At 62.6% G+C, this 17,979-nt stretch carries 22 protein-coding genes; 16 read left to right on the top strand and 6 right to left on the bottom strand.

Features of this window, described 5'->3' with window-relative positions; translation table 11 throughout:
- Window positions 1-35 precede the first annotated feature (35 nt).
- The 4 genes from QCE64_RS16980 to QCE64_RS16965 are packed head-to-tail and all read left to right on the top strand — an operon-like array spanning window position 36 to window position 3,815.
- Window positions 36-1,121 (top strand): ABC transporter substrate-binding protein, encoded by a 1,086-nt coding sequence (locus tag QCE64_RS16980; protein WP_309921530.1) that lies wholly within the window; start codon window positions 36-38, stop codon window positions 1,119-1,121.
- 10 nt (window positions 1,122-1,131) lie between these two features.
- A complete protein-coding gene (locus tag QCE64_RS16975; protein ID WP_310004973.1) occupies window positions 1,132-2,019 on the top strand; it encodes an isocitrate lyase/phosphoenolpyruvate mutase family protein in 888 nt (295 codons plus the stop codon).
- Window positions 2,020-2,022: 3 nt separating this feature from the next.
- Window positions 2,023-3,288 (top strand): aconitase/3-isopropylmalate dehydratase large subunit family protein, encoded by a 1,266-nt coding sequence (locus QCE64_RS16970; protein ID WP_310004970.1) that lies wholly within the window; start codon window positions 2,023-2,025, stop codon window positions 3,286-3,288.
- Window positions 3,285-3,815, top strand: a complete 531-nt coding sequence (locus tag QCE64_RS16965; protein WP_310004968.1) for a 3-isopropylmalate dehydratase — start codon at window positions 3,285-3,287, stop codon at window positions 3,813-3,815. Before QCE64_RS16970 ends, QCE64_RS16965 begins: the two co-directional genes overlap by 4 nt.
- A 35-nt stretch (window positions 3,816-3,850) precedes the next feature.
- On the opposite strand, the gene QCE64_RS16960 is transcribed toward QCE64_RS16965, so the two are convergent.
- Window positions 3,851-4,588 carry an enoyl-CoA hydratase/isomerase family protein gene (locus tag QCE64_RS16960; RefSeq protein WP_310004966.1) on the bottom strand — a complete coding sequence of 246 codons (738 nt, stop codon included), beginning with the start codon at window positions 4,586-4,588 and terminating at the stop codon, window positions 3,851-3,853.
- A 41-nt stretch (window positions 4,589-4,629) separates the two neighbouring features.
- Window positions 4,630-5,661 carry a histone deacetylase family protein gene (locus QCE64_RS16955; protein WP_310004964.1) on the bottom strand — a complete coding sequence of 344 codons (1,032 nt, stop codon included), beginning with the start codon at window positions 5,659-5,661 and terminating at the stop codon, window positions 4,630-4,632.
- A 115-nt stretch (window positions 5,662-5,776) separates the two neighbouring features.
- On the opposite strand from QCE64_RS16955, the gene QCE64_RS16950 reads away from it, so the two are divergent.
- Complete coding sequence (locus tag QCE64_RS16950; protein ID WP_309932236.1) at window positions 5,777-6,268, top strand: Lrp/AsnC family transcriptional regulator; 492 nt, start codon at window positions 5,777-5,779, stop codon at window positions 6,266-6,268.
- Between the two features lie 27 nt (window positions 6,269-6,295).
- Window positions 6,296-7,036, top strand: coding sequence for a dienelactone hydrolase family protein (locus tag QCE64_RS16945; protein ID WP_310004962.1), 741 nt, complete (start codon window positions 6,296-6,298; stop codon window positions 7,034-7,036).
- Window positions 7,037-7,043: 7 nt separating this feature from the next.
- On the opposite strand, the gene QCE64_RS16940 is transcribed toward QCE64_RS16945, so the two are convergent.
- Window positions 7,044-8,519 (bottom strand): HD domain-containing phosphohydrolase, encoded by a 1,476-nt coding sequence (locus QCE64_RS16940; protein ID WP_310004959.1) that lies wholly within the window; start codon window positions 8,517-8,519, stop codon window positions 7,044-7,046.
- A gap of 139 nt (window positions 8,520-8,658) precedes the next feature.
- Here QCE64_RS16940 and QCE64_RS16935 point away from each other — a divergent pair, with 139 nt between their 5' ends.
- From QCE64_RS16935 to QCE64_RS16920, 4 genes are all read left to right on the top strand, one after another.
- Window positions 8,659-9,246, top strand: coding sequence for a DUF308 domain-containing protein (locus QCE64_RS16935; protein ID WP_309921501.1), 588 nt, complete (start codon window positions 8,659-8,661; stop codon window positions 9,244-9,246).
- 34 nt (window positions 9,247-9,280) lie between these two features.
- Window positions 9,281-10,063, top strand: coding sequence for an N-acyl homoserine lactonase family protein (locus QCE64_RS16930; RefSeq protein WP_310004957.1), 783 nt, complete (start codon window positions 9,281-9,283; stop codon window positions 10,061-10,063).
- A 152-nt stretch (window positions 10,064-10,215) separates the two neighbouring features.
- Window positions 10,216-10,533 carry a hypothetical protein gene (locus QCE64_RS16925; protein WP_309921494.1) on the top strand — a complete coding sequence of 106 codons (318 nt, stop codon included), beginning with the start codon at window positions 10,216-10,218 and terminating at the stop codon, window positions 10,531-10,533.
- 63 nt (window positions 10,534-10,596) lie between these two features.
- A complete protein-coding gene (locus QCE64_RS16920; RefSeq protein ID WP_309813942.1) occupies window positions 10,597-10,977 on the top strand; it encodes a hypothetical protein in 381 nt (126 codons plus the stop codon).
- A gap of 33 nt (window positions 10,978-11,010) precedes the next feature.
- Here the strand turns inward: QCE64_RS16920 and QCE64_RS16915 are convergent, their stop codons facing one another.
- Window positions 11,011-11,403, bottom strand: a complete 393-nt coding sequence (locus tag QCE64_RS16915) for a hypothetical protein (RefSeq protein ID WP_310004955.1) — start codon at window positions 11,401-11,403, stop codon at window positions 11,011-11,013.
- Between the two features lie 86 nt (window positions 11,404-11,489).
- Window positions 11,490-12,374 (bottom strand): LysR family transcriptional regulator, encoded by an 885-nt coding sequence (locus QCE64_RS16910; protein WP_309921488.1) that lies wholly within the window; start codon window positions 12,372-12,374, stop codon window positions 11,490-11,492.
- Between the two features lie 123 nt (window positions 12,375-12,497).
- On the opposite strand from QCE64_RS16910, the gene argC reads away from it, so the two are divergent.
- The 5 genes from argC to QCE64_RS16885 all read left to right on the top strand — a co-directional run bounded on the left by argC (window position 12,498) and on the right by QCE64_RS16885 (window position 16,102).
- Window positions 12,498-13,427: an N-acetyl-gamma-glutamyl-phosphate reductase gene (argC, locus tag QCE64_RS16905; RefSeq protein WP_309921485.1), complete on the top strand. Its 930-nt coding sequence runs from the start codon at window positions 12,498-12,500 to the stop codon at window positions 13,425-13,427.
- Between the two features lie 288 nt (window positions 13,428-13,715).
- Window positions 13,716-14,276: a hypothetical protein gene (locus QCE64_RS16900; protein WP_310004953.1), complete on the top strand. Its 561-nt coding sequence runs from the start codon at window positions 13,716-13,718 to the stop codon at window positions 14,274-14,276.
- Between the two features lie 34 nt (window positions 14,277-14,310).
- Window positions 14,311-14,853 carry a hypothetical protein gene (locus QCE64_RS16895; RefSeq protein WP_309921480.1) on the top strand — a complete coding sequence of 181 codons (543 nt, stop codon included), beginning with the start codon at window positions 14,311-14,313 and terminating at the stop codon, window positions 14,851-14,853.
- Window positions 14,854-14,891: 38 nt separating this feature from the next.
- Window positions 14,892-15,470 (top strand): hypothetical protein, encoded by a 579-nt coding sequence (locus QCE64_RS16890; RefSeq protein WP_310004951.1) that lies wholly within the window; start codon window positions 14,892-14,894, stop codon window positions 15,468-15,470.
- Between the two features lie 68 nt (window positions 15,471-15,538).
- Window positions 15,539-16,102: a hypothetical protein gene (locus QCE64_RS16885; RefSeq protein ID WP_310004948.1), complete on the top strand. Its 564-nt coding sequence runs from the start codon at window positions 15,539-15,541 to the stop codon at window positions 16,100-16,102.
- Here QCE64_RS16885 and QCE64_RS16880 read toward each other — a convergent pair.
- On the bottom strand, window positions 16,089-16,373 hold the full coding sequence (locus QCE64_RS16880; RefSeq protein WP_309921471.1) for a hypothetical protein: 285 nt from the start codon (window positions 16,371-16,373) through the stop codon (window positions 16,089-16,091). The genes QCE64_RS16885 and QCE64_RS16880 overlap by 14 nt on opposite strands.
- Before the next feature lie 21 nt (window positions 16,374-16,394).
- Here QCE64_RS16880 and QCE64_RS16875 point away from each other — a divergent pair, with 21 nt between their 5' ends.
- A complete protein-coding gene (locus QCE64_RS16875) occupies window positions 16,395-17,978 on the top strand; it encodes a CHASE2 domain-containing protein (RefSeq protein WP_310004946.1) in 1,584 nt (527 codons plus the stop codon).
- The last annotated feature ends 1 nt before the right edge of the window (window position 17,979 follow it).

Genomic DNA, 17,979 nt, shown 5'->3' with positions numbered 1-17,979 from the left:
CGGCCCCATTCATAAAAAGCAAGGAGACACGCATCATGACCCGTTCGACCCGCGCCCGCCTGACGCTGTGCGCCCTCGCCGCTTCACTCCCGCTCGTCGCGGCGCCGGGCATCGCTCTCGCGCAGGACATGCAGAAGATCACGATGGCGGTGGGCACCACGGTCATCGATGCATCGCAGGCCAACAACACGTCCATCCCGCTCTACACCAAGTGCTGGCAGAAGCAGGGCCTCGACGTGACCATCCAGCCGATCAACTCGACCGCCGGCATGCAGGCAGTGCTCTCGGGTCAGGCGCAGTTCGTCAACATGGCGCCCGGCGCGGCGATCGTCGCGCGCTCCAAGGGCGCGCCGATCAAGGCGGTCTATCTGAACATCCGCCACAACTTCCAGTTTCCGGTCGTGCTGGATTCGAGTCCGATCAAGAGCATCAAGGACTTCAAGGGCAAGACCATCGGCGTGATTTCCTATGGCGCGGTGCTCGTCAACATCATCAAAGGACAGATCGCCGAAGCGGGTCTCGACCCGGACAAGGACGTAACCTTCGTCGAGACCGGCACCGGCGCGCAAGCCATTACGGCGCTGCGCAGCGGCAAGGTCGATATCTGGGGAACCTGGGATTCGCAGATTGCGCTGGCGGAAGACATGGGCCTCAAGCTGCGTGTGTTCAAGTCGCCTTCCGCCGAGAAGCTCACATTCGGCAGCGCCTATTTCGTGCGCGATGACTACACCAGGTCGCATCCAGAAGTGATCGAAAAGCTGCTGCGCTGCGTCGTGCAGGGCACGCAGATCACGATGGCCGATCCGCAAGGCGCCATCCGTGCGCACTGGGAAGAGTTTCCCGCCAGCAAGCCTACGGGTCTTTCGGACGCGGCCGCGATGAAACAGGCACTGGCGCTCGTCAACATGCGCATGAACTACCTGAAGACGGACGCGGGCGAAAAGATGGGCGAGACGCCTTCCGCATCGGCCGCCGCCATGGTCGATTTCCTGAAGGCGAACAAGCAGCTCGCGGGGCCGCTCGATCCGAAGGACGTGTACACCAACCAGTTCATTCCCGCCGCCAACCAGTTCGACTCGCAAGCGGTCAAACAGGCAGTGGCGACGCTGCCGAAGTCGTGAGGCCAGTCATATGAGTTCTTCTTTGTCGCAGGATGCAAGCAAGGGGGCGCGCGTGCGCGCCATGCTCGCGAGACGCGAGGCGGTGGCGGTGCCGGGCACGCACGACGCCCTCGGCGCGATGCTCATCGAAGCCGCGGGCTTCGAGGCCGTGTACATGTCGGGCTATTGCGTGGCGGCGAGCCGCGGCAAGCCGGACATCGGCCTCATCAGCGGGTCGGAGATGATTGCGCAGGCTGCGCAGATCGTCGCGGCGGTGAATCTGCCGGTGATCGCCGATGCGGACACCGGCTACGGCGATGTGTCCAACATCGCGGAAACCGTGCGCGCACTCGAACGCGCGGGCGTGGCGGCGATGCACCTCGAAGACCAGATGTCGCCGAAGCGTTGCGGCGCGATGTCAGGCAAGGCGCTCGTCGACGATGCCGAGATGGCCGGCCGGCTGCGTGCCGCGTTGCTCGCGCGCCGTTCGCCGGACTTCCTCGTCATCGGACGCACGGATGCGGTGGCGCTGCACGGCGTCAGCGAGGCGATCCGCCGTCTGAAAGCCATGGCCGAGCTCGGCGTCGATGCGGTGATGGTTCCGTCGCTGTCGTCGCTGGACGAGTGCCGCGCAGTGGCCGAGGCGGTGAACATCCCGGTCATCCACACGGTCGCTGAAACCATCCGGCCGTTGCAACCGCAGCGCGAACTGGCGCAGACCGGACTGGGCATGTCGCTCTATCCGATCACGCTCATTCAAGGCATCGTCGGCTGGCAGCGTACGCTGCTGGAACGCCTGAAAGAGGAAGGCAGCACCGCTGCGATGGTGCCGGACATGGCGCCGCTCGCGCAGATCACCGAGATGCTCGGCGCGTCGCACTATGCGGCGTTCGAGCGCCAGGTCGTGAAGGGAGCGTGATCCATGGCCGCGACGCTGGTACAAAAAATTCTGGCGCGTGCAAGCCGGCGCGCGCACGTCGAACCGGGCGAAGTGATCTGGGCAACGCCCGATCTGACGACGATGCCCGAGGTGTCGTATCCCGCGTATGTGAAGCGGCTCGCGGATATCGGCATCGACACGCTTGCGCATCCTGAGCGCCTCGTCGTTGCCATCGACCACGAGACGCCGGCGCACAGCGTGGCCGCCGCCGACCGCAACCGTCTCACGCGGCAACTCGCCGTGAAGATGCAGGTCGGCCATCTCTTCGACAGCGAAGGCATCACGCATCCGCTGACCATCGAACGCGGGCTGGTGGCGCCCGGCATGTTCGTCGCGGGCGCCGATACGCATACGCCGGGACTCGGCGGCGTCGGCGCGCTGGCGATTCCTTTCGGCATCGAAGTGACCATGATCATGGCGACCGGTCGCATCTGGCTCAAGGTGCCCCGGACGATCCGCGTGCGCGTGCACGGGGTGCTGCCTGCGGGCGTCACGGCGCGTGATGTCGTGCTGCATGCGATGCGGCTCATCGACGCGGACGAGGCGAACGAGAGCGTCATCGAATACAGCGGGACGGCCATCGAACGGCTTTCCGTGCCGGAGCGCTGTACGATTTCCGGCCTGAGTGTCGATATGGGCGCCGATGCGGGCGTGGTACCCGCGGATGCACGCACGCTCGATTATTTGCGCGAAGCGGGCATGCAAGCACCCGCGCTCCTTCGCGGCGATGATGACGCGCCCTGCCTGCGCACGATCGACATCGATGCCGGCACGCTCGAACCGCTCGTCAGCATTCCGCCCTCCCCCACGCACGTGCGCACCGCGGCGGAACTGGGCGGTATCGAGATTCAGCACGCGTATATCGGTTCATGTGCATCCGGGAGTCTCGCTGAACTGCGCGCGGCGGCTGACGTATTGAAGGGACGAAAAGTCCACGACAACGTGAAGCTGCTGGTCATTCCCGCCACGCGGCGCGTGCATGAACAGGCAATGGCCGAAGGCGTGCTGGGCGTGCTGATGTCGGCCGGCGCGCAGATCGCGCCATCGACGTGCGGACCCTGCTTCGGCGGCCTTGCGCAACTCGCGGCGGGCGAGGTGCGCATCAGCACCAGCACGCGCAACGACCCTGGCCGCATGGGCAGCCCCGACGCGCATATCTATCTGGCGAGCGCGCTGACGGTCGCCGCTTCGGCGCTTGCGGGCCGGGTAGCCGATCCGCGCGCCTTCCTGCAGGAGACCGTTGCATGACCGCCCCGCTGACGACGACAGGCCGAGTCTGGAAACTGCCCGACGATGTGTCGAGCGACGCGCTCATCTCCGCGAATCATGTCTTCAACTACGACCCGCGCGTGCTGCGCAAACACCTGCTGCATGAGGTGCGCCCCGAGATCGCCGAAGAAGCCCGGCCCGGCGACATGCTGATGGCCGGGAAGCGCTTTGCTCACGGCAGTCAGCACAGCCATCCGTTTCTTGCCATGAAAGAGATTGGCCTGGGATTGCTGGCGATGCGGCTGACGCGTGCGCCATATCGCATCTCGGTCTACATGGGCGTGCCCTTCCTCGAGATTTCCGCGGCTGAATACGATGCCATCGCCGATGGCGAGACGTTGGAGATCGACTATCGAAATGGAGTCATCCGGCAGACGGCGAGTGGCGTCGTGCATCGCGTGCCGACCTTGCCGCCGTTCGTGATGGACATCGTGTCGGCGGGCGGTGGGCTCGCTTATTTGCAGGCGCAGGCGTCGCCGGCAGGGAACGGGGTGCGGGGTGCCTGAGCGCACAGGCTCGCGAACGCTGCAGCCGGTCTTCGTCAGGCAAGGATCGTCTGCAGCTCGCCGTCCGGCCCGTACTCCAGACCAGACGATACGCCTTCGATACCGTTCAAAAACTGCTTGATCGCGCGCGGCTTCGCCGGCGACGTGGCGAGCAACTCTTCGACCAGCGCATCGGTGACGTTTTCGAGTTCGGTGTCCACCGTGAACTCGTTCGCGATGCCCCAGTTGTAGGCCTTCACGCCATCCAGGAAGCGCGAGCGCATGACCAGGTCCTTGGTCCTGCCCGTCCCTATCAGCCGATGCAGCCGCCGCATGCTCTCATATCCTGGCAGATGGCCGTCGTGCAGCGCCGGCAAGGCATAGACCGTGGACTCCGTGACTACCCGGAAGTCGCACGCCAGCGACAACTCGAAAGCGCTGCCGAAGCAATGACCCCGGTTTGCTGCAATCACCGGCTTGCTGCAGCGCGAAGGCGCGCTCAATGCAAAAACCAGTTTCGATGCGTTCTGCATGGCGGCATGGCTCAGGCCGAACGCGTCCATGCCATTGGAGAAGTGTTCCCGCGAGCTTCGCAGCACGATGATCTGAACGACCGGGTCCCGATCCAGCGCTTCGATGACGGCACGGATCTGCTCGTGCTGCGAGAGCGACATGACGTTGAACGGCGGCCGGTCGAGCACGATGTCGGCGCGCACGCCCTGCATGCTGGTTTCGACACGAAAGCTGTCGAGGTCTGACAGACAGTCGGAAGAGAGATACACAAGCCGGTTCATATGCTCACCTTTTGCCATGCGCTTGCGGGAAGCAAACAGCTTCACGCGCGTCCTTCGAAGCCCAGCAGTACGTTCACGGCATTGACCCCGATCTCGTCGACCATGTAGCCGCCTTCCATGACGAAGAGCGTCGGCAGCCCGAACGTCGCGATCCTTCGGCCGATGCGCGTGAAGTCAGGCGTGCTCAGACGGAAATGGCCTATGGCGTCGCTTTCGAACGTATCGACGCCCAGCGAGACGATCAAGGCATCGGCGCCATGCTGTGCAATCGCGACGCCGGCTTGCAGCAGCGCGGGTTCGTAGAGATCGAATGTCGTCGCGCGCGGCAGCGGGAGATTGAGGTTGCTTCCCAGGCCCTCACCCGCGCCACGTTCATCGGCATAGCCCGAGAAATACGGGAACGACACGCCGGGGTCTCCGTGGATGGAGACGAACAGCACGTCCTTGCGTTCGTAGAAGATGTCCTGCGTGCCGTTGCCGTGATGGAAGTCGATGTCCAGGATGGCCACGCGCCGCGCGCCCTGTTGAACGCAGCGCTGTGCCGCAAGCGCCGCATTGTTCAGATAGCAGTAACCGCCCATGTACTCGCGCCCCGCGTGATGACCCGGTGGCCTGCACAATGCGAATGCGGCATTCGTGCCTTTGGACAAGACTTCCGCGCCCGTCAGCGCCGAGTTTGCGCTGGCGGACACGGCGTCCCATGTCCCTGCGTTGATGGGCGATCCGGCGTCCATCGAAAACAGGCCGAGCTTGCCGTCGATGAATTGCGGCATGGCCGTGGCAGGCAGCCCCCGAACGGGCCATACCAGCGGCAAGGCCTGACAGGTGCGGCCCGTGGCGGTCCACTCGTCCCACGCATGAGCCAGAAATTCAACATACCTTTCGCTATGCGCGCCGACATAGTGATGACGCTCATAGTGGGTCGGGCTGATGACCTCGCCCAGTTCCGCCGCCTTGACCTGACGAAGTATCGCTTCTGCACGAACCGGTTTTTCGAAGGACTCGGAGATCGCGCCGTCCTTCAGTTCGACACCTTGATGAAGACTGTGATGGCTGCTGTAGATGGTAAGCATGGTGAACTGCCGTGCTGAGACTGCCTTAAGTCTAGTCACGCGTGGACGCACTCATTTTGCTTTTGGATGCGCGAAAGCCTACACTATTAGAACGTTTGTCTACGGATCGGGCCCAATGAGCACAAACCGTTCAAGACCTGTCATGGATCCGGTCGACCGGTCCATGCTGCGCCTCCTTCAGAATGACGGCACGCTTTCCAATGCCGCGCTTGGCGAACAGCTTTCCTTGAGCGTCACGCCATGCTGGCGGCGACGCAAGCACCTCGAAGACCAGGGGGTGATCACAGGCTATCAGGCCAACCTCAATCGACGCGCCATTGGCCTGGACCTGCTGGCCTTCGTGCATATCCGCATCAATATCCATTCCGACAAGACCGCCGATAACTTCGAGGCCGTCATGCGCGGCCGGCCGGAAGTGCTGTCCTGCCACAAGATCACCGGCGACGCGGACTACATTCTTCAGGTGGTGACACCCGATCTCGACGCATACGGCGACTTCATCGAGCGTGTGTTGCGCAAGCAGGCGGGCATTGCCTCAATTCAGTCGAGCGTCGCGCTGCGTGAAGTCAAGTCGTCGTGGAAATACCCGATACCCGACGAGTCGTGACGGCTCGTTCATCGCAGGAGAAACAGCTTGCCCACGGAACAAGTCATCATCCCGACCGCTGACGGAATGTGCCCCGCGTATGTCATGTCGCCGGACGGCGTCGGACCCTGGCCTGCCGCGATCTTCTACGGCGATGCCGGCGGCATCCGGCCGGCCATGCTGGACATGGCCACGAAGCTCGCGGACGCGGGCCATGTCGTCTTGCTGCCGGACCTTTACTATCGGTTTGGTCCTTATGAGCCGCTTGTGCCCAAGGAAGTTTTCAAGGGCGACGTGAAGGCCATCCTCGGCCCGCTCATGGCGACGACAGGAATCGACAAGGCCTCCAGCGATACCGGCGGCTTCCTGGCCTGGCTCGACACGCGCAAGGACATTGCGCACGGCAAGCTGGGCGCAGTGGGTTTCTGCATGGGCGGCGGCATGGCTATCGCTGCGGCGGCCACGTTCCCCGAGCGCTTCGCGGCGGTCGCCAGCTTTCACGGCGGCAATCTGGCAACCGACGCGCCAACGAGCCCGCATTTGCTCGCAGGCAGTCTGGACGCGCAGGTGTATATCGCGAGTGCCGACAACGACGACAGCTACCCACCGGCGATGGCTGCCCGTCTCGAAGAGTCGTTGATCCATGCGGGCGTCCACTACCGCGCCGAAACCTACCCTGGCGCCTTGCACGGCTGGATGGTCCCAGACTTTCCCGTGTATGACCCGAACGCGGCTGAGCGAGGCTGGCACGCGCTGCTCGACTTGTTCAAGCAGACGCTCCGAGCTTGAACCGGCGTCAAAGCCAGCCCATCGCCGATGCCTTCAGCGTCGCGGCCGCACGGGTCGAACATTCGAGCTTGCGAAAGATATTCTCGATATGCGTTCGCACCGTGCTCGGACTCAACGCGAGCTCGCGCGCGGCTTCCTTGTTGCTCGCGCCGCGCGAGATGGATCGCAGGACTTCGATCTCCCGTACCGAGAGCAGCACGCGCGTATGCGCTTCGTTGACGGGCCGTCTGATGGGGCTGTCGGCATCGGCGAGGAGCGCATCGACTGCTTCGCCATCCAGACGGCCGCCGGCCACGTCTTCGAGCAACTGCCGCGCGGCCTCGTCGGACGATAACGCGGGACGCCAGGGACGCGGCAAGCGCAGTGCAACCCAGGCCACCGACGCCGCCAGAACGCGTGCTTCCATGCTGATCGCCCGGTCGCGCACGCCGCGAAAATAGCCGGAGCCATCGAGCCTCTCATAGGCATACGATGCCAGCTCGGCCGCTTCGCCGATCGCGCCCGCCAGGCGTCCCGCACGCGACGTCCAGTACGGCACCAGACGCACCTTCTCCCAGGCGCTTTCAGTGAGGCGCTCGCGCTGATTCCATACGGCATTGGGCACCGATGCCCGGCCAATGCCATGGATCAATCCGGCGTGATACACGCGCGCATGCACCTCCGTGTCCGGCGTAAGGCGCACACACGCCGCTGCCGCAGTCGCCGCAACCGTGCGCGAGAAGCCGGTCATCCACGGCAGTTTCAGATCGATGACATCCGCGACCAAGGCCGGCGACGTGCTGTGCTGCATGTGCCGGGTCAGCAGCGCGGCATCGACCTCGGCGGATGACAGTTCGTTCAGTTGCTTCAGCCATGGCCGAGCATGCGTGATCGCGTGCTTCACGAGATCGGCGGGATAGCGCATGTCCGAACGCTGCGCCAGTCGGGCCAGCGCGCCTTCCACGCCGAACACGCGGCTATAGATCTCGAGATCGCCGGCCAGCGCGACGATGAAGACCGCTGCGGGCACGGCATCGCCCGCGAGATGCGCAGGCAGGCCGCGGCCATCCCACGTCTCGAAGACATGGCGCAACGCGGTCTCCGTGGATGCACTCAATCCGAGCATGCGCGCCACTTCGCCCGCGACCTCGCAGTGAATCACGGCGAGCGGCGTCAGCGCCGCGCCACCGAGCGCTTCGAGCGGCTCCGCCCAGTCCGGATGCTCTTCGAGCATGGCCTGGCGAAACGCCACGTCGTCACCGAAAACCTGCGCGAAGCCTGCCGCGTTCGCCGTACAGCCCGACCAGCGCAGCAAGGCTGCTTCACGAACCGCGTCGCGATCCGCCGCAGACAGTCCGGCCGCATCGGCGAGACGCGCGGCGAGCCATGCCGTGCGGGGCGAATGGTCGGTGGGCTGTCCCATGCTCAGGTCGCCGATGAAGGCGAGCGCCTTCACGCAATCGAACACGAGCAAGGGGAGACGGCTGGCTTCCGGAGGGGTCATGGATGTCAGCGAAGAGAGGGGCATCGGAAAGGCCCCACTATACGCGACAACGGTTTCAGGCCGCCTCGGTCATTTGACCGATGTCCGCGCGACGCCATAACTGAGAATCTCTCGATCATCATCTTCAAGGGAGTTTCACATGGCAGAGCATCGAGTCACACAGGGACTGCAAGCCGCGGCTGAGCAATGGCTCAAACACTATTACTTCACTCGCGCGGCGGTTTCGATCATATGGGTGGCACTGGCCTTCGCGGTCGGCATGCATTCCACCGTCGGCGCGGCCATTCTGCTGGTCCTCTATCCCGCGTGGGATGCACTCGCCAACTATCTCGACCTTTCGCGCAGCGGCGGCAAGACGGATAACCGCACGCAGGCCATCAACGTAGCGATCAGCGCGGCCACTACCGCCGCCGTGATCATTGCATTGAAGACCGATCCGGCCTGGGTGCTCGGCGTCTTCGGCGTCTGGGCCATCCTGTCCGGTCTGCTGCAACTGGGTACAGCGCTGCGTCGCTGGAAGCAATCGGGTGCGCAATGGGCGATGATCCTGAGCGGCGCGCAATCCGCAGTCGCCGGGTGCTTGTTCCTCACGCTCGCGCCCACACCCCTTCTTGCGGCCATTGCGAGAATCGCCGGCTATGCGGGCGTGGGAGCGGCGTACTTCCTCATCTCGGCGGTATGGCTCTCGGTCGGGCAGTTTCGACGCAGCCGGGCAAGGGTCTCGTGAGCGAGCGGTCCAACTCCATACCGGAAGCATCGCCATGCATGAGCACGCCACCGTCGAGAAGATCTGCATTCTGGATGGCGGGATAGCGCGCGTCGAAGACGGCTCGATCTATTCGCCGGGCGTGAATGTCGACGTGCCCATGACGCTGAGTTGCAATGCCTACCTCATCCGCCACAGGAACAAGTGGCTGATGTGGGATACGGGCACGCCGGACCGCATCTACGCCGAGCCCGGCGGCGTGATCATGGCGCATGGCATCCGCGGCATCGTGACCCGGACAATCGCCTCGCAGTTCGACGCGATAGGCGTCTCTCCCGACGACGTCGACATCATTCTGTTCTCGCATGCGCACTATGATCACGTGGGCAATGCGAAGCTGTTCAGGAATGCCCGATGGATCGTCCAGCGCGCGGAACACGATGCCATGTTCGGACCGCATCCCGAAGCACGGGGCTATCTTCCGGAGCTATACGATACGATGCGCCAGAACGACATCGAGATCGTGGAAGGCGATTGCGATGTGTTCGACGACGGCGCCATCCGCCTGCTTCATACGCCCGGACACACGCCGGGCCATGGCTCCTTGCTGATACGTCTTCCGCAAACCGGCCCGGTCATCCTGAGCGGCGACGTCGCGCATAGCTGTTGCAACCTGAAGCATCGCAGGGTTCCGCAATTCAATGCCGCGCTACACGCCTCGCTCGAGTCGATGAGAAGAATCGAGGAAATCGCTGCGAAGGAAGGCGCCCGCATCTGGATCAATCACGATATCGCGCAGAGCGCCACGCTGCCCCGCGCACCCGCGTGGATCGTTTGATCGCGCGTCCATTCGCTTCAAGATATGACAGCATTTTTTCAACCCTCCTTGAGCAGGGTGCGATTTACCACGCTAAAAGCTTGCAGCGCATGAAAGACCTGTTTATATTACGTAACACTCTGTAAGCACTTACCAAGAAAAGGAAGTTAAACATGTTCAAGAGAGTTATGTTTTATGGCGCGACTGCTTCTGCAATGTGTCTTGTTCTTTCAGCCTGCGGGGGCACACAGCTGAACATGACGGAGATGCAGACCACTACAGCAAAGACGTTGGGTCTTGCGTCCTCTGACGAGATCACGGTCACCAATGTGCAATACGTGAAGAAAAATGCTATTGGCGGCAGCAAGATCAGCTACGACGCCACCACGGCGCGCGGCCGCAAGTTCACCTGCACGGCTTTCGTGATTCCGGGGCTGACGCCTCTGGACAAGGCAACGTACACGGACGGCGAATGCCATCCGAGAACGTAACGCGATGGTTGCGATCGTTGTGATCGTTGCGATTGTCCCGAGTCTATTTTCAGCGCCGCTAACATGAAAAAAATCTTTCTGATCGCCCTGCTTTTCTCTCTGGCTGCGTGCTCCACGGGTGGCGCAATGGGAGTGGGCAACGAGAAATTCGATCCGGTCTGGATCAAGCAGCATGTCGTGATCGGTAAATCGACCCAGCAGGATATCTATTCGCTGTATGGAGAACCCGAAAGCAAGCAGACCAGCGCGAACAACTCGGATACATGGATTTACTCCAAGAACCGCTCAGGGAATAACCTGCTTTCGATGGCGTCGGGAATGATCCCGGGCATGTCGACCGTGAATCAGGCCACCACAGTTGCCGACGTCCACACGAAAGAAGGCTATGGCAATACGCTCTGGTTCTGGTTCAAGAACGGAACCGTGACGAACTGGCATAACTGATCTTCGCTCGCCGCTTGCGCGCAAGTCTCGGGATCAACGATAAAGCCGGGACTTCGCGCCATTGCCGGCGCGGCTCCAGATATCTGCATTGGTCAGGCTCGTCTGAATCAATTCAATCGGCATTCCGCCGTTGTCGATGACGGCGACGCGGAAATCGTCGATCGGTTCGTAGGGCCCAAGAATGACCACATGCCCTTCGATCGCCGCCTCGAGGTTGTCCACCTTGTACGCAATGTGCGGCTGACTGCGCATGGGCTCGGCCAGCGTGCAGTCTGGGCCGAAGCGGTGCCATTGAATCGGCAGCGGGCCGGTGAGATCGTCCGACGTGTACATGTCGATGCTGGCCGCGTAGCGCTCGCCGGGCCGGTGTTCGCCGGTGGGAATGCCGATGTGATGCAGTTCGTAGGTCACGCCTTCACGTCGCATGATTTTTTCCTTCTTGTCGCCGATGAGTGCAGTAAGCCAAGCTTACGCAGCGAGAATTAGCCAGAAATTACCGCCGTCGTGCGCCCTCATACCGACCGTAGATCCCACACGACATCCAGCACGTGCTGAGTGGCGCGCTCGACGTGCCCCGCACGGTGCGCCACGCCGAGCCGGCGCCACATTGCCGGCCGCAGCGGCCGCATGACGATGCGCTTCTCCGGCAACGGCGTCGCAGCCTCATGGGGCAGCAGCGCCGCGCCATAGCCCGCCGCCACCAGACTCTTGATTGCATCGTTGTAATTCAGTTGAATGCGCGGCGCAGGATGATGGCCCGCCGCCGCGAACCATTCCGCCGTCAGGCGCGAGAGGCGCGTGGTCGTGTCATTGAGGATCAAGGGCTGAGCGGCCAGCCAGGCCGGCGTGACACGCGCGGGGCACGGCCAGTGCGCCGGCACGAAGGCCATCACCGGATCGCGGCGCCAGGGCTTGATGACGAGTCCCGCCACCGGCGGCTGAGGCAAAGCGACGAGCCCCACATCCAGCGTTCCGTCCGCCAGCCGGGACAACGTCTCATGCGACGTCAGCACGGCAAGCTGGATATCGATGGCGGGATGATGCTGACGCAATGTCTCGAGTGCTTGCGGCAGCAAGTACGCAATCACGCCCGTGGATGCCCCGAGCCGCACGCGCCCTTCGAGCCCCTGCACCTGGCGCTGGATATCGTCCAGCGCCTGCTCGGCATCGGCCAGCAACCGGCGCGCACGCTCCACCAGCACTTCTCCTATCGCCGACGGCCTGACCTGTCCACGCTTGCGTGACAGAAGCGGCGCGCCGACGCGGTCTTCGAGTTCGGCGATATGGAGGCTGACGGTGGGAGGCGCCAGGTTCAGGGCGCGCGCTGCATCGGCGAACGAACCGCGCTCGCTGATCGCAACCAATGTGCGCAAGCGGTCCAGACTGATCTCTCGCATGGCGGCATCCGGATTCAGGAAAAATGAATGATTGGGTCATGAAATTCAACTTTTCCTATTCTAGCGAATCGGTGAACATGAGCGCTCGTTCAACCCCACACCTTGACTTCGAGTCTTCCGCATATGAGCGCACCCATTGTCTTCATCGATGGAGACCAGGGCACCACCGGACTGCAAATCCACGAACGGTTGCGTAACCGGACCGATATCACGCTGTCCACGCTTCCCGCCACGGAACGCAAGGATGCGCGACGTCGCGCGGAAGCGATCAATGCCTGCGACATCGCCATTCTCTGTCTGCCCGATGCCGCCGCGCGCGATGCGGTGGAAGCGATCGTCAATCCTGCGGTGAGGGTCATCGATGCCAGTTCGGCCCATCGCACACAGGCGGGCTGGACCTACGGCTTTCCGGAAATGGCGCCGGGCCAGGCCGCGCGTATCGCTGAGGCGCATCGCGTCAGCAATCCCGGCTGCTATCCGACCGGTGCTATCGGCTTGCTGCGGCCCTTGTTGCAGGCCGGGCTCATTCCGGACAGCTATCCGGTCAGCATCCATGCGGTGTCCGGCTATTCCGGACGCGGTCGCGCGGGCGTCGAGGAACATGAGGGCCGGGGTGCCGTCAACGCGCCCTCGTTCCAGCTCTATGGCCTGGGACTCGCGCACAAGCACACGCCGGAAATCCAGCAGCACGCGGGGCTCGCGCAGCGGCCGCTTTTTATCCCAGCCTATGGTTCCTATCGCCAGGGCATTGTCTTGACCGTGCCGCTCGAATTGCGACTGCTCGCACCCGGTGTGGACGGCGCCACGCTGCACGAATGCCTCACGCGTCATTACGAGGACGCAGCGCACGTACACGTCCTGCCGGCCGATGAAGCCGCAGCGCAAACGCATCTGGACCCTCAAGCACTGAACGGTACGAACGACATGCAATTGAGCGTGCTGTTCAATGCGGAACACGGGCAAGTGCTGTTGTCCGCCGTGTTCGACAATCTCGGCAAAGGCGCATCAGGCGCTGCGGTTCAGAACCTGGACCTGATGCTGGCGCGTGACTGAAATCACTAGCTTCAATGCCACTTTCGACATGACGAGTCGAGGGTCAGAAAGATGCTTCGACTCGCCGTCAGACTTCGATATGTATGCGCAAAGCATGCCGATGTTACCCACCCTCCCACGTCGTGGAATCCGCTTCGGAAGATATTCCACAGTATTAAATGTTCAATTGAAATTTCGAAAGGCTTTCTCTATCCTCGGCGCTGGCGATAAACAGAAGCGATAACCAGGACACGTCGAAGGCATGCAAAGGCACGCAAGCGCGGCCCCGACGACTCGAGGAGACAGCTCATGCGTTGGGTCAGCGTTGCCACCACTCTGATGCTTGCCATCACGGCCGCCCATGCCGACGAATCCAGCGCGCCTGCCACGCTGGCGCAAGGCGCGCAGAAGCCGGCTCTCAAGGTCTATGACGCCCATCACAAGGCTATCGGACTGCTGGCTTCGTACAACGGAGCGGACGGCGTCTATATCGCGATCAACGGCGCCACGACCTTCGTGCGCATCGGCCGCCCGTTGGATGCGGCCGGCAGCGGCACCGCCACCGGCGCGCCGGCGAATGCTTTCGCCTGGTCGACGCTCAACACGGCCTACTTCGAAAGCGCGGATTGCAGCGGACAGCCCGTGATCAACTACGACTCGAACTGGCCACGCTCGTCGGTCGCCGTCCGTCAGGGCGCCGATGTCGTGGTCTATGTCGGCAGCGATACGAACACCACGCCCATCCCCGCTGCTTCCATCCTGAACGGCACCTCCTGCGTCGTACAGAAATCGACCATGCAGAGCGTCAGGCCGGAGTCGAGCTTCGACGTGTCGCAGCGCTATCCTGAGCCGCTGACGATCGACTACTGAGTCACTCCCGCATAACGACATCGAGGAGCCACTGATGCGCAGCATTACCTTGCCCGCCCTGCTGCTTGCAAGCGCGACGGCCGCGCATGCGCAAGTCGCAACGCCTGCCTTGAACCCGCCCGGACAGACAAAAGTACTGAAAGTATTCGATGCGCAAGGCAAGCCGGTTGGCCCGGTCGAAAGCTATGAACGCACGCAAGGCGTCTATATGAGATTCGGACGCACGCCCGTGTTCATGCCGCTGCGTCACAAGAAGATCTCCGCCACCCAGTACTCGGAGTCGCAGTTCGAATGGGCCGATGACACCGCCGCCGCTTTTCCGTCTGCGAATTGCAGCGGTGCGCCGCTCATCATGATGGGATCGTCGCCGCGCCCCGTTGACCTCGTGCGAACCGGCGCGGACGTGACCGCGTATATCGCGGGTCCGGGTTATGGCAGTCCGCTCACCGCGAACTCTTATATCTCGTATGACGGCGCGTGCGTGACGGCCACCCGCTCGGTGCCTTCGTACTGGACGCCGCAGACATCCTTCTCGCTCACGCAGCACTATCCCGAGCCGCTGACGGTTCGTTACTGAGCCGGATCACCGTGATTCATGCTTCGAGGAGACTGACCATGAACAAGGCGTTTATCGCGATGTTCACCGTGCTCGCCGCGAGCCTCGCTCACGCGCAGATATCGGCAGAGGCCGTTGCGCCGAATACACCGGATACACCGGATATGCCGCCCAATGTGCTCGATGCATCCGGCCACCTCGTCGGCACACTCTCGCACTTCCAGTACAACTATGGGCCGCTGATCACGCGGGGCAACACGCGCTTCGTCGTCCCCTTGCAGCGCAAGACGACGACCGACGATCCCAGCGATATCAAGGCGCCTTCATCGGCATCGCTGTTCCTTTACCACACTGTTGACTCGCTGCTTTACTACACATCCGCTGATTGCAGCGGCGACCCCGTCGTGATCCCTTCCGAAGGTCCGACGCCCGCCCTGGTGGTGCGCGAAGGCGCGACCGTCACCGCCTATGTCGCGAGCAACACGGCTTCGCAGTCGTTCAGCATCGCATCGCAACGGAGCACGCAGACCGAAGCCTGCACGCCGCTGTCCACTCCGTCGCAACGCACGGGATGGCCCATGGGCAGCAAGATCGTGTTGACCCGCGAGCATCCGGAACCATTGACGGTCAGTTACTGACATACCGGCGCGCCTTTCAAGGCGCTTATTTTTTATATTGTGACGCACCTCCAACTTACCAGTCGAACATGCGCACACGTCATCTGTCTTCCCTGACTCTCGCCGGCATTGCCATTCTTATAAGCGGATGTGCCGCCACGCTGCAAACCCAGGACACCGCAGCGCCGACCGCGAAGACCACGCAACCGGGCGTCGTGGTGCCGGCAGCGTCCGCGCATACCATCGTGCTGCGCATGAACGGATCGTCGGTTGCCACGTCCGCATCCGACTGGCCGCGTGTCCAGACGGAATGGCGCGAAGCCTTGGAAGGCGCGTCCAAGGACGCCAGTTCGACCTTCTTCGACGAAACCGTCAAGCGCATGGCGCGTCAGGGCGCGGGCACGGTGGTCGATGTCTACGTGGAAGACTTCCACTTCGTCGCGCCCGGTGCGCGCTACACGCTGGGCATCATGACGGGTAACGCATTCATGCAGGCCCGCGTCACCTTCCGCGACCTGCAAAGCGGTCGCGTGTTCGGCGAACGCAACTACAACACCTCGTCGTCCGCGTGGCAGGGCATCTTTGCGCCGACGTCCGACAAGCAGGCGCGCGCCATCGCCGCCGATATCGTCAAGCAGATCAATCCGCGCTAGGCAGGGGCAACGCACCTCGGCGGTGAATTCTCATGCAAGTCGATAGGCGCGGCTTCGGCCGCGCATCTCCAAGCTGACAACCCGTAATCATCAGCGCAAAGCTATCGATTTTCATCGGTAAGCAATACTCGTCGCCTTGCGAAAACATCGAACGCGACTTGAAAAATCCTTTCTCATCATAGTTTCGATTTCCTAAACTCAACCTGTCGCGTTTCGTAACGCTAAAGGTTGAGCGATGGCGGCGCACGATCAAAAAGAACATCGAGGTCATCGCGGGCCGCCTCCGGTCGTCATGTTCTTCGTTCGCCTGTGTGCGACGCTCGCGATCGGATGTCTGGCTGCGCTCATTCTGCCAAGCCGCTTCACGGAAGAACTCGGGGCACAGAAGATCGCGAAGCTGGCGGCGCCCATCGAGGGCTATCACTATCCGGTCGCGCAACGCGACGACATCACGATACTGTTGATCGACGAGCCGTCGCTGGAGGTCGAACACCAGTCGTGGCCGGCCACGTTCGACTACTACGTGAAGCTTCTCGAATACGTCGATACGCCCGCGAATGCCCCTCTGCGAAGATCCTGGCATCCCAAGGCCGTGTTCTTCGACATCGTCTTCGAACACGAACAGGACAAGGCGCGTCTGCTGGCGTTCGAGACAGCGCTCGACGCCATCGACGCAGCCAGTCAGGCGCGTCGCAAGGCGCACGGGCAATCCGGCAGCGGGCGGCCCGTGGTCTTCCTGGCCGCGCGCCTGCAAGAGCACAAGGACCTTCACATCAACGAAGACCTCGACGCTTATCCCGGCGCGACCGAAGTCGCGATCGAATATGCGCCGAGTGAAGTGGATCGCATCGCGTGGACGTACCGGCTCTTCCTCGACGAGCACGGCGTCGCCCCGCCACGGGACCATGCGGATATCAGGCACGCCTCCACGCAGGCCCGTGCCTCGGATGCGGCGCTTCCGCCCGAGCGGCGCAGCGCGGCGCTGTCCATCTACGAAGACGCCTATGGCCTGGCCAGGCCCACGCCCTACAGGTACGTTTCGCCGACGATGATGCTGACGTGGGGCCTCGACACCGCGGAGTACGGCCTGCGCTGGAAGGTGGAGGAAGACGACGAAGAGGATCGTAAAGACGCGTGGTGGAGCGCCGACGGCGAACACAGCAACGACCCCATGTATTGCACGTCGGATGAAAACGACAACGTTCTGCTGAAGCGCGCCGAGGCACGCTCCATCATGCGCAGCCTGAGCCGGCCGCTCTGCGTGTTCCATCGCACCATTCATGCAAGCCAGCTTCGCGACATGACATCGGGCGAACTGAAAGCGGCCTTCGACGACAAGGTGGTCATGATCGGCACGTCGCTCAGATATTCGAACGACATCGTAGTGTCGCCGCTGCATGACCGCATTCCCGGCGTGTTCCTGCATGCCATGGCGCTGGACAACCTGCTCACCTCAAAGGGCAATCACTATCAGGAGTATTGGGAGCCGCCGCAATCACCATTCAACGAGCATTGGCCTGCCTTCGCGGCGCTGTGTGTCATCGGACTGGCGCCTGTGGCGCTGGTGCGCGGCTTGAAGGAAGTCGCGCGGAACGCTTATCGGCAGTGGAGACAGCCCCGCCCCGGAGGCAGGCCGAAGCCCCTCGGCGGACTGTGGTGGCGAAGAAAAGCGTTGGACGCCACTTTCAAGTGCCTTCTCTTCGTCATCAGTGGCCTGTTGCTCGTCTACTGTGCGATCAAGCTGCTGGTGTGGGGACAGACATGGATGCATGTTCCGTTTCTCGCCGTTTCGCATCTCGTTGCGTGCGCGATGACGGTCGAGTGGTTCGATTGGGGCAGTGATTTCGTCAACTGGATCCTGGACGTCAGGGAGTGAG

The sequence above is a fragment of the Caballeronia sp. LZ043 genome (genome assembly GCF_031451075.1).
In the GTDB taxonomy this organism is placed as follows: Bacteria; Pseudomonadota; Gammaproteobacteria; order Burkholderiales; family Burkholderiaceae; genus Caballeronia.
The sequence above is the reverse complement of the archived record's forward strand: the minus strand, read 5'-3'. Positions and strand labels throughout refer to the sequence as shown.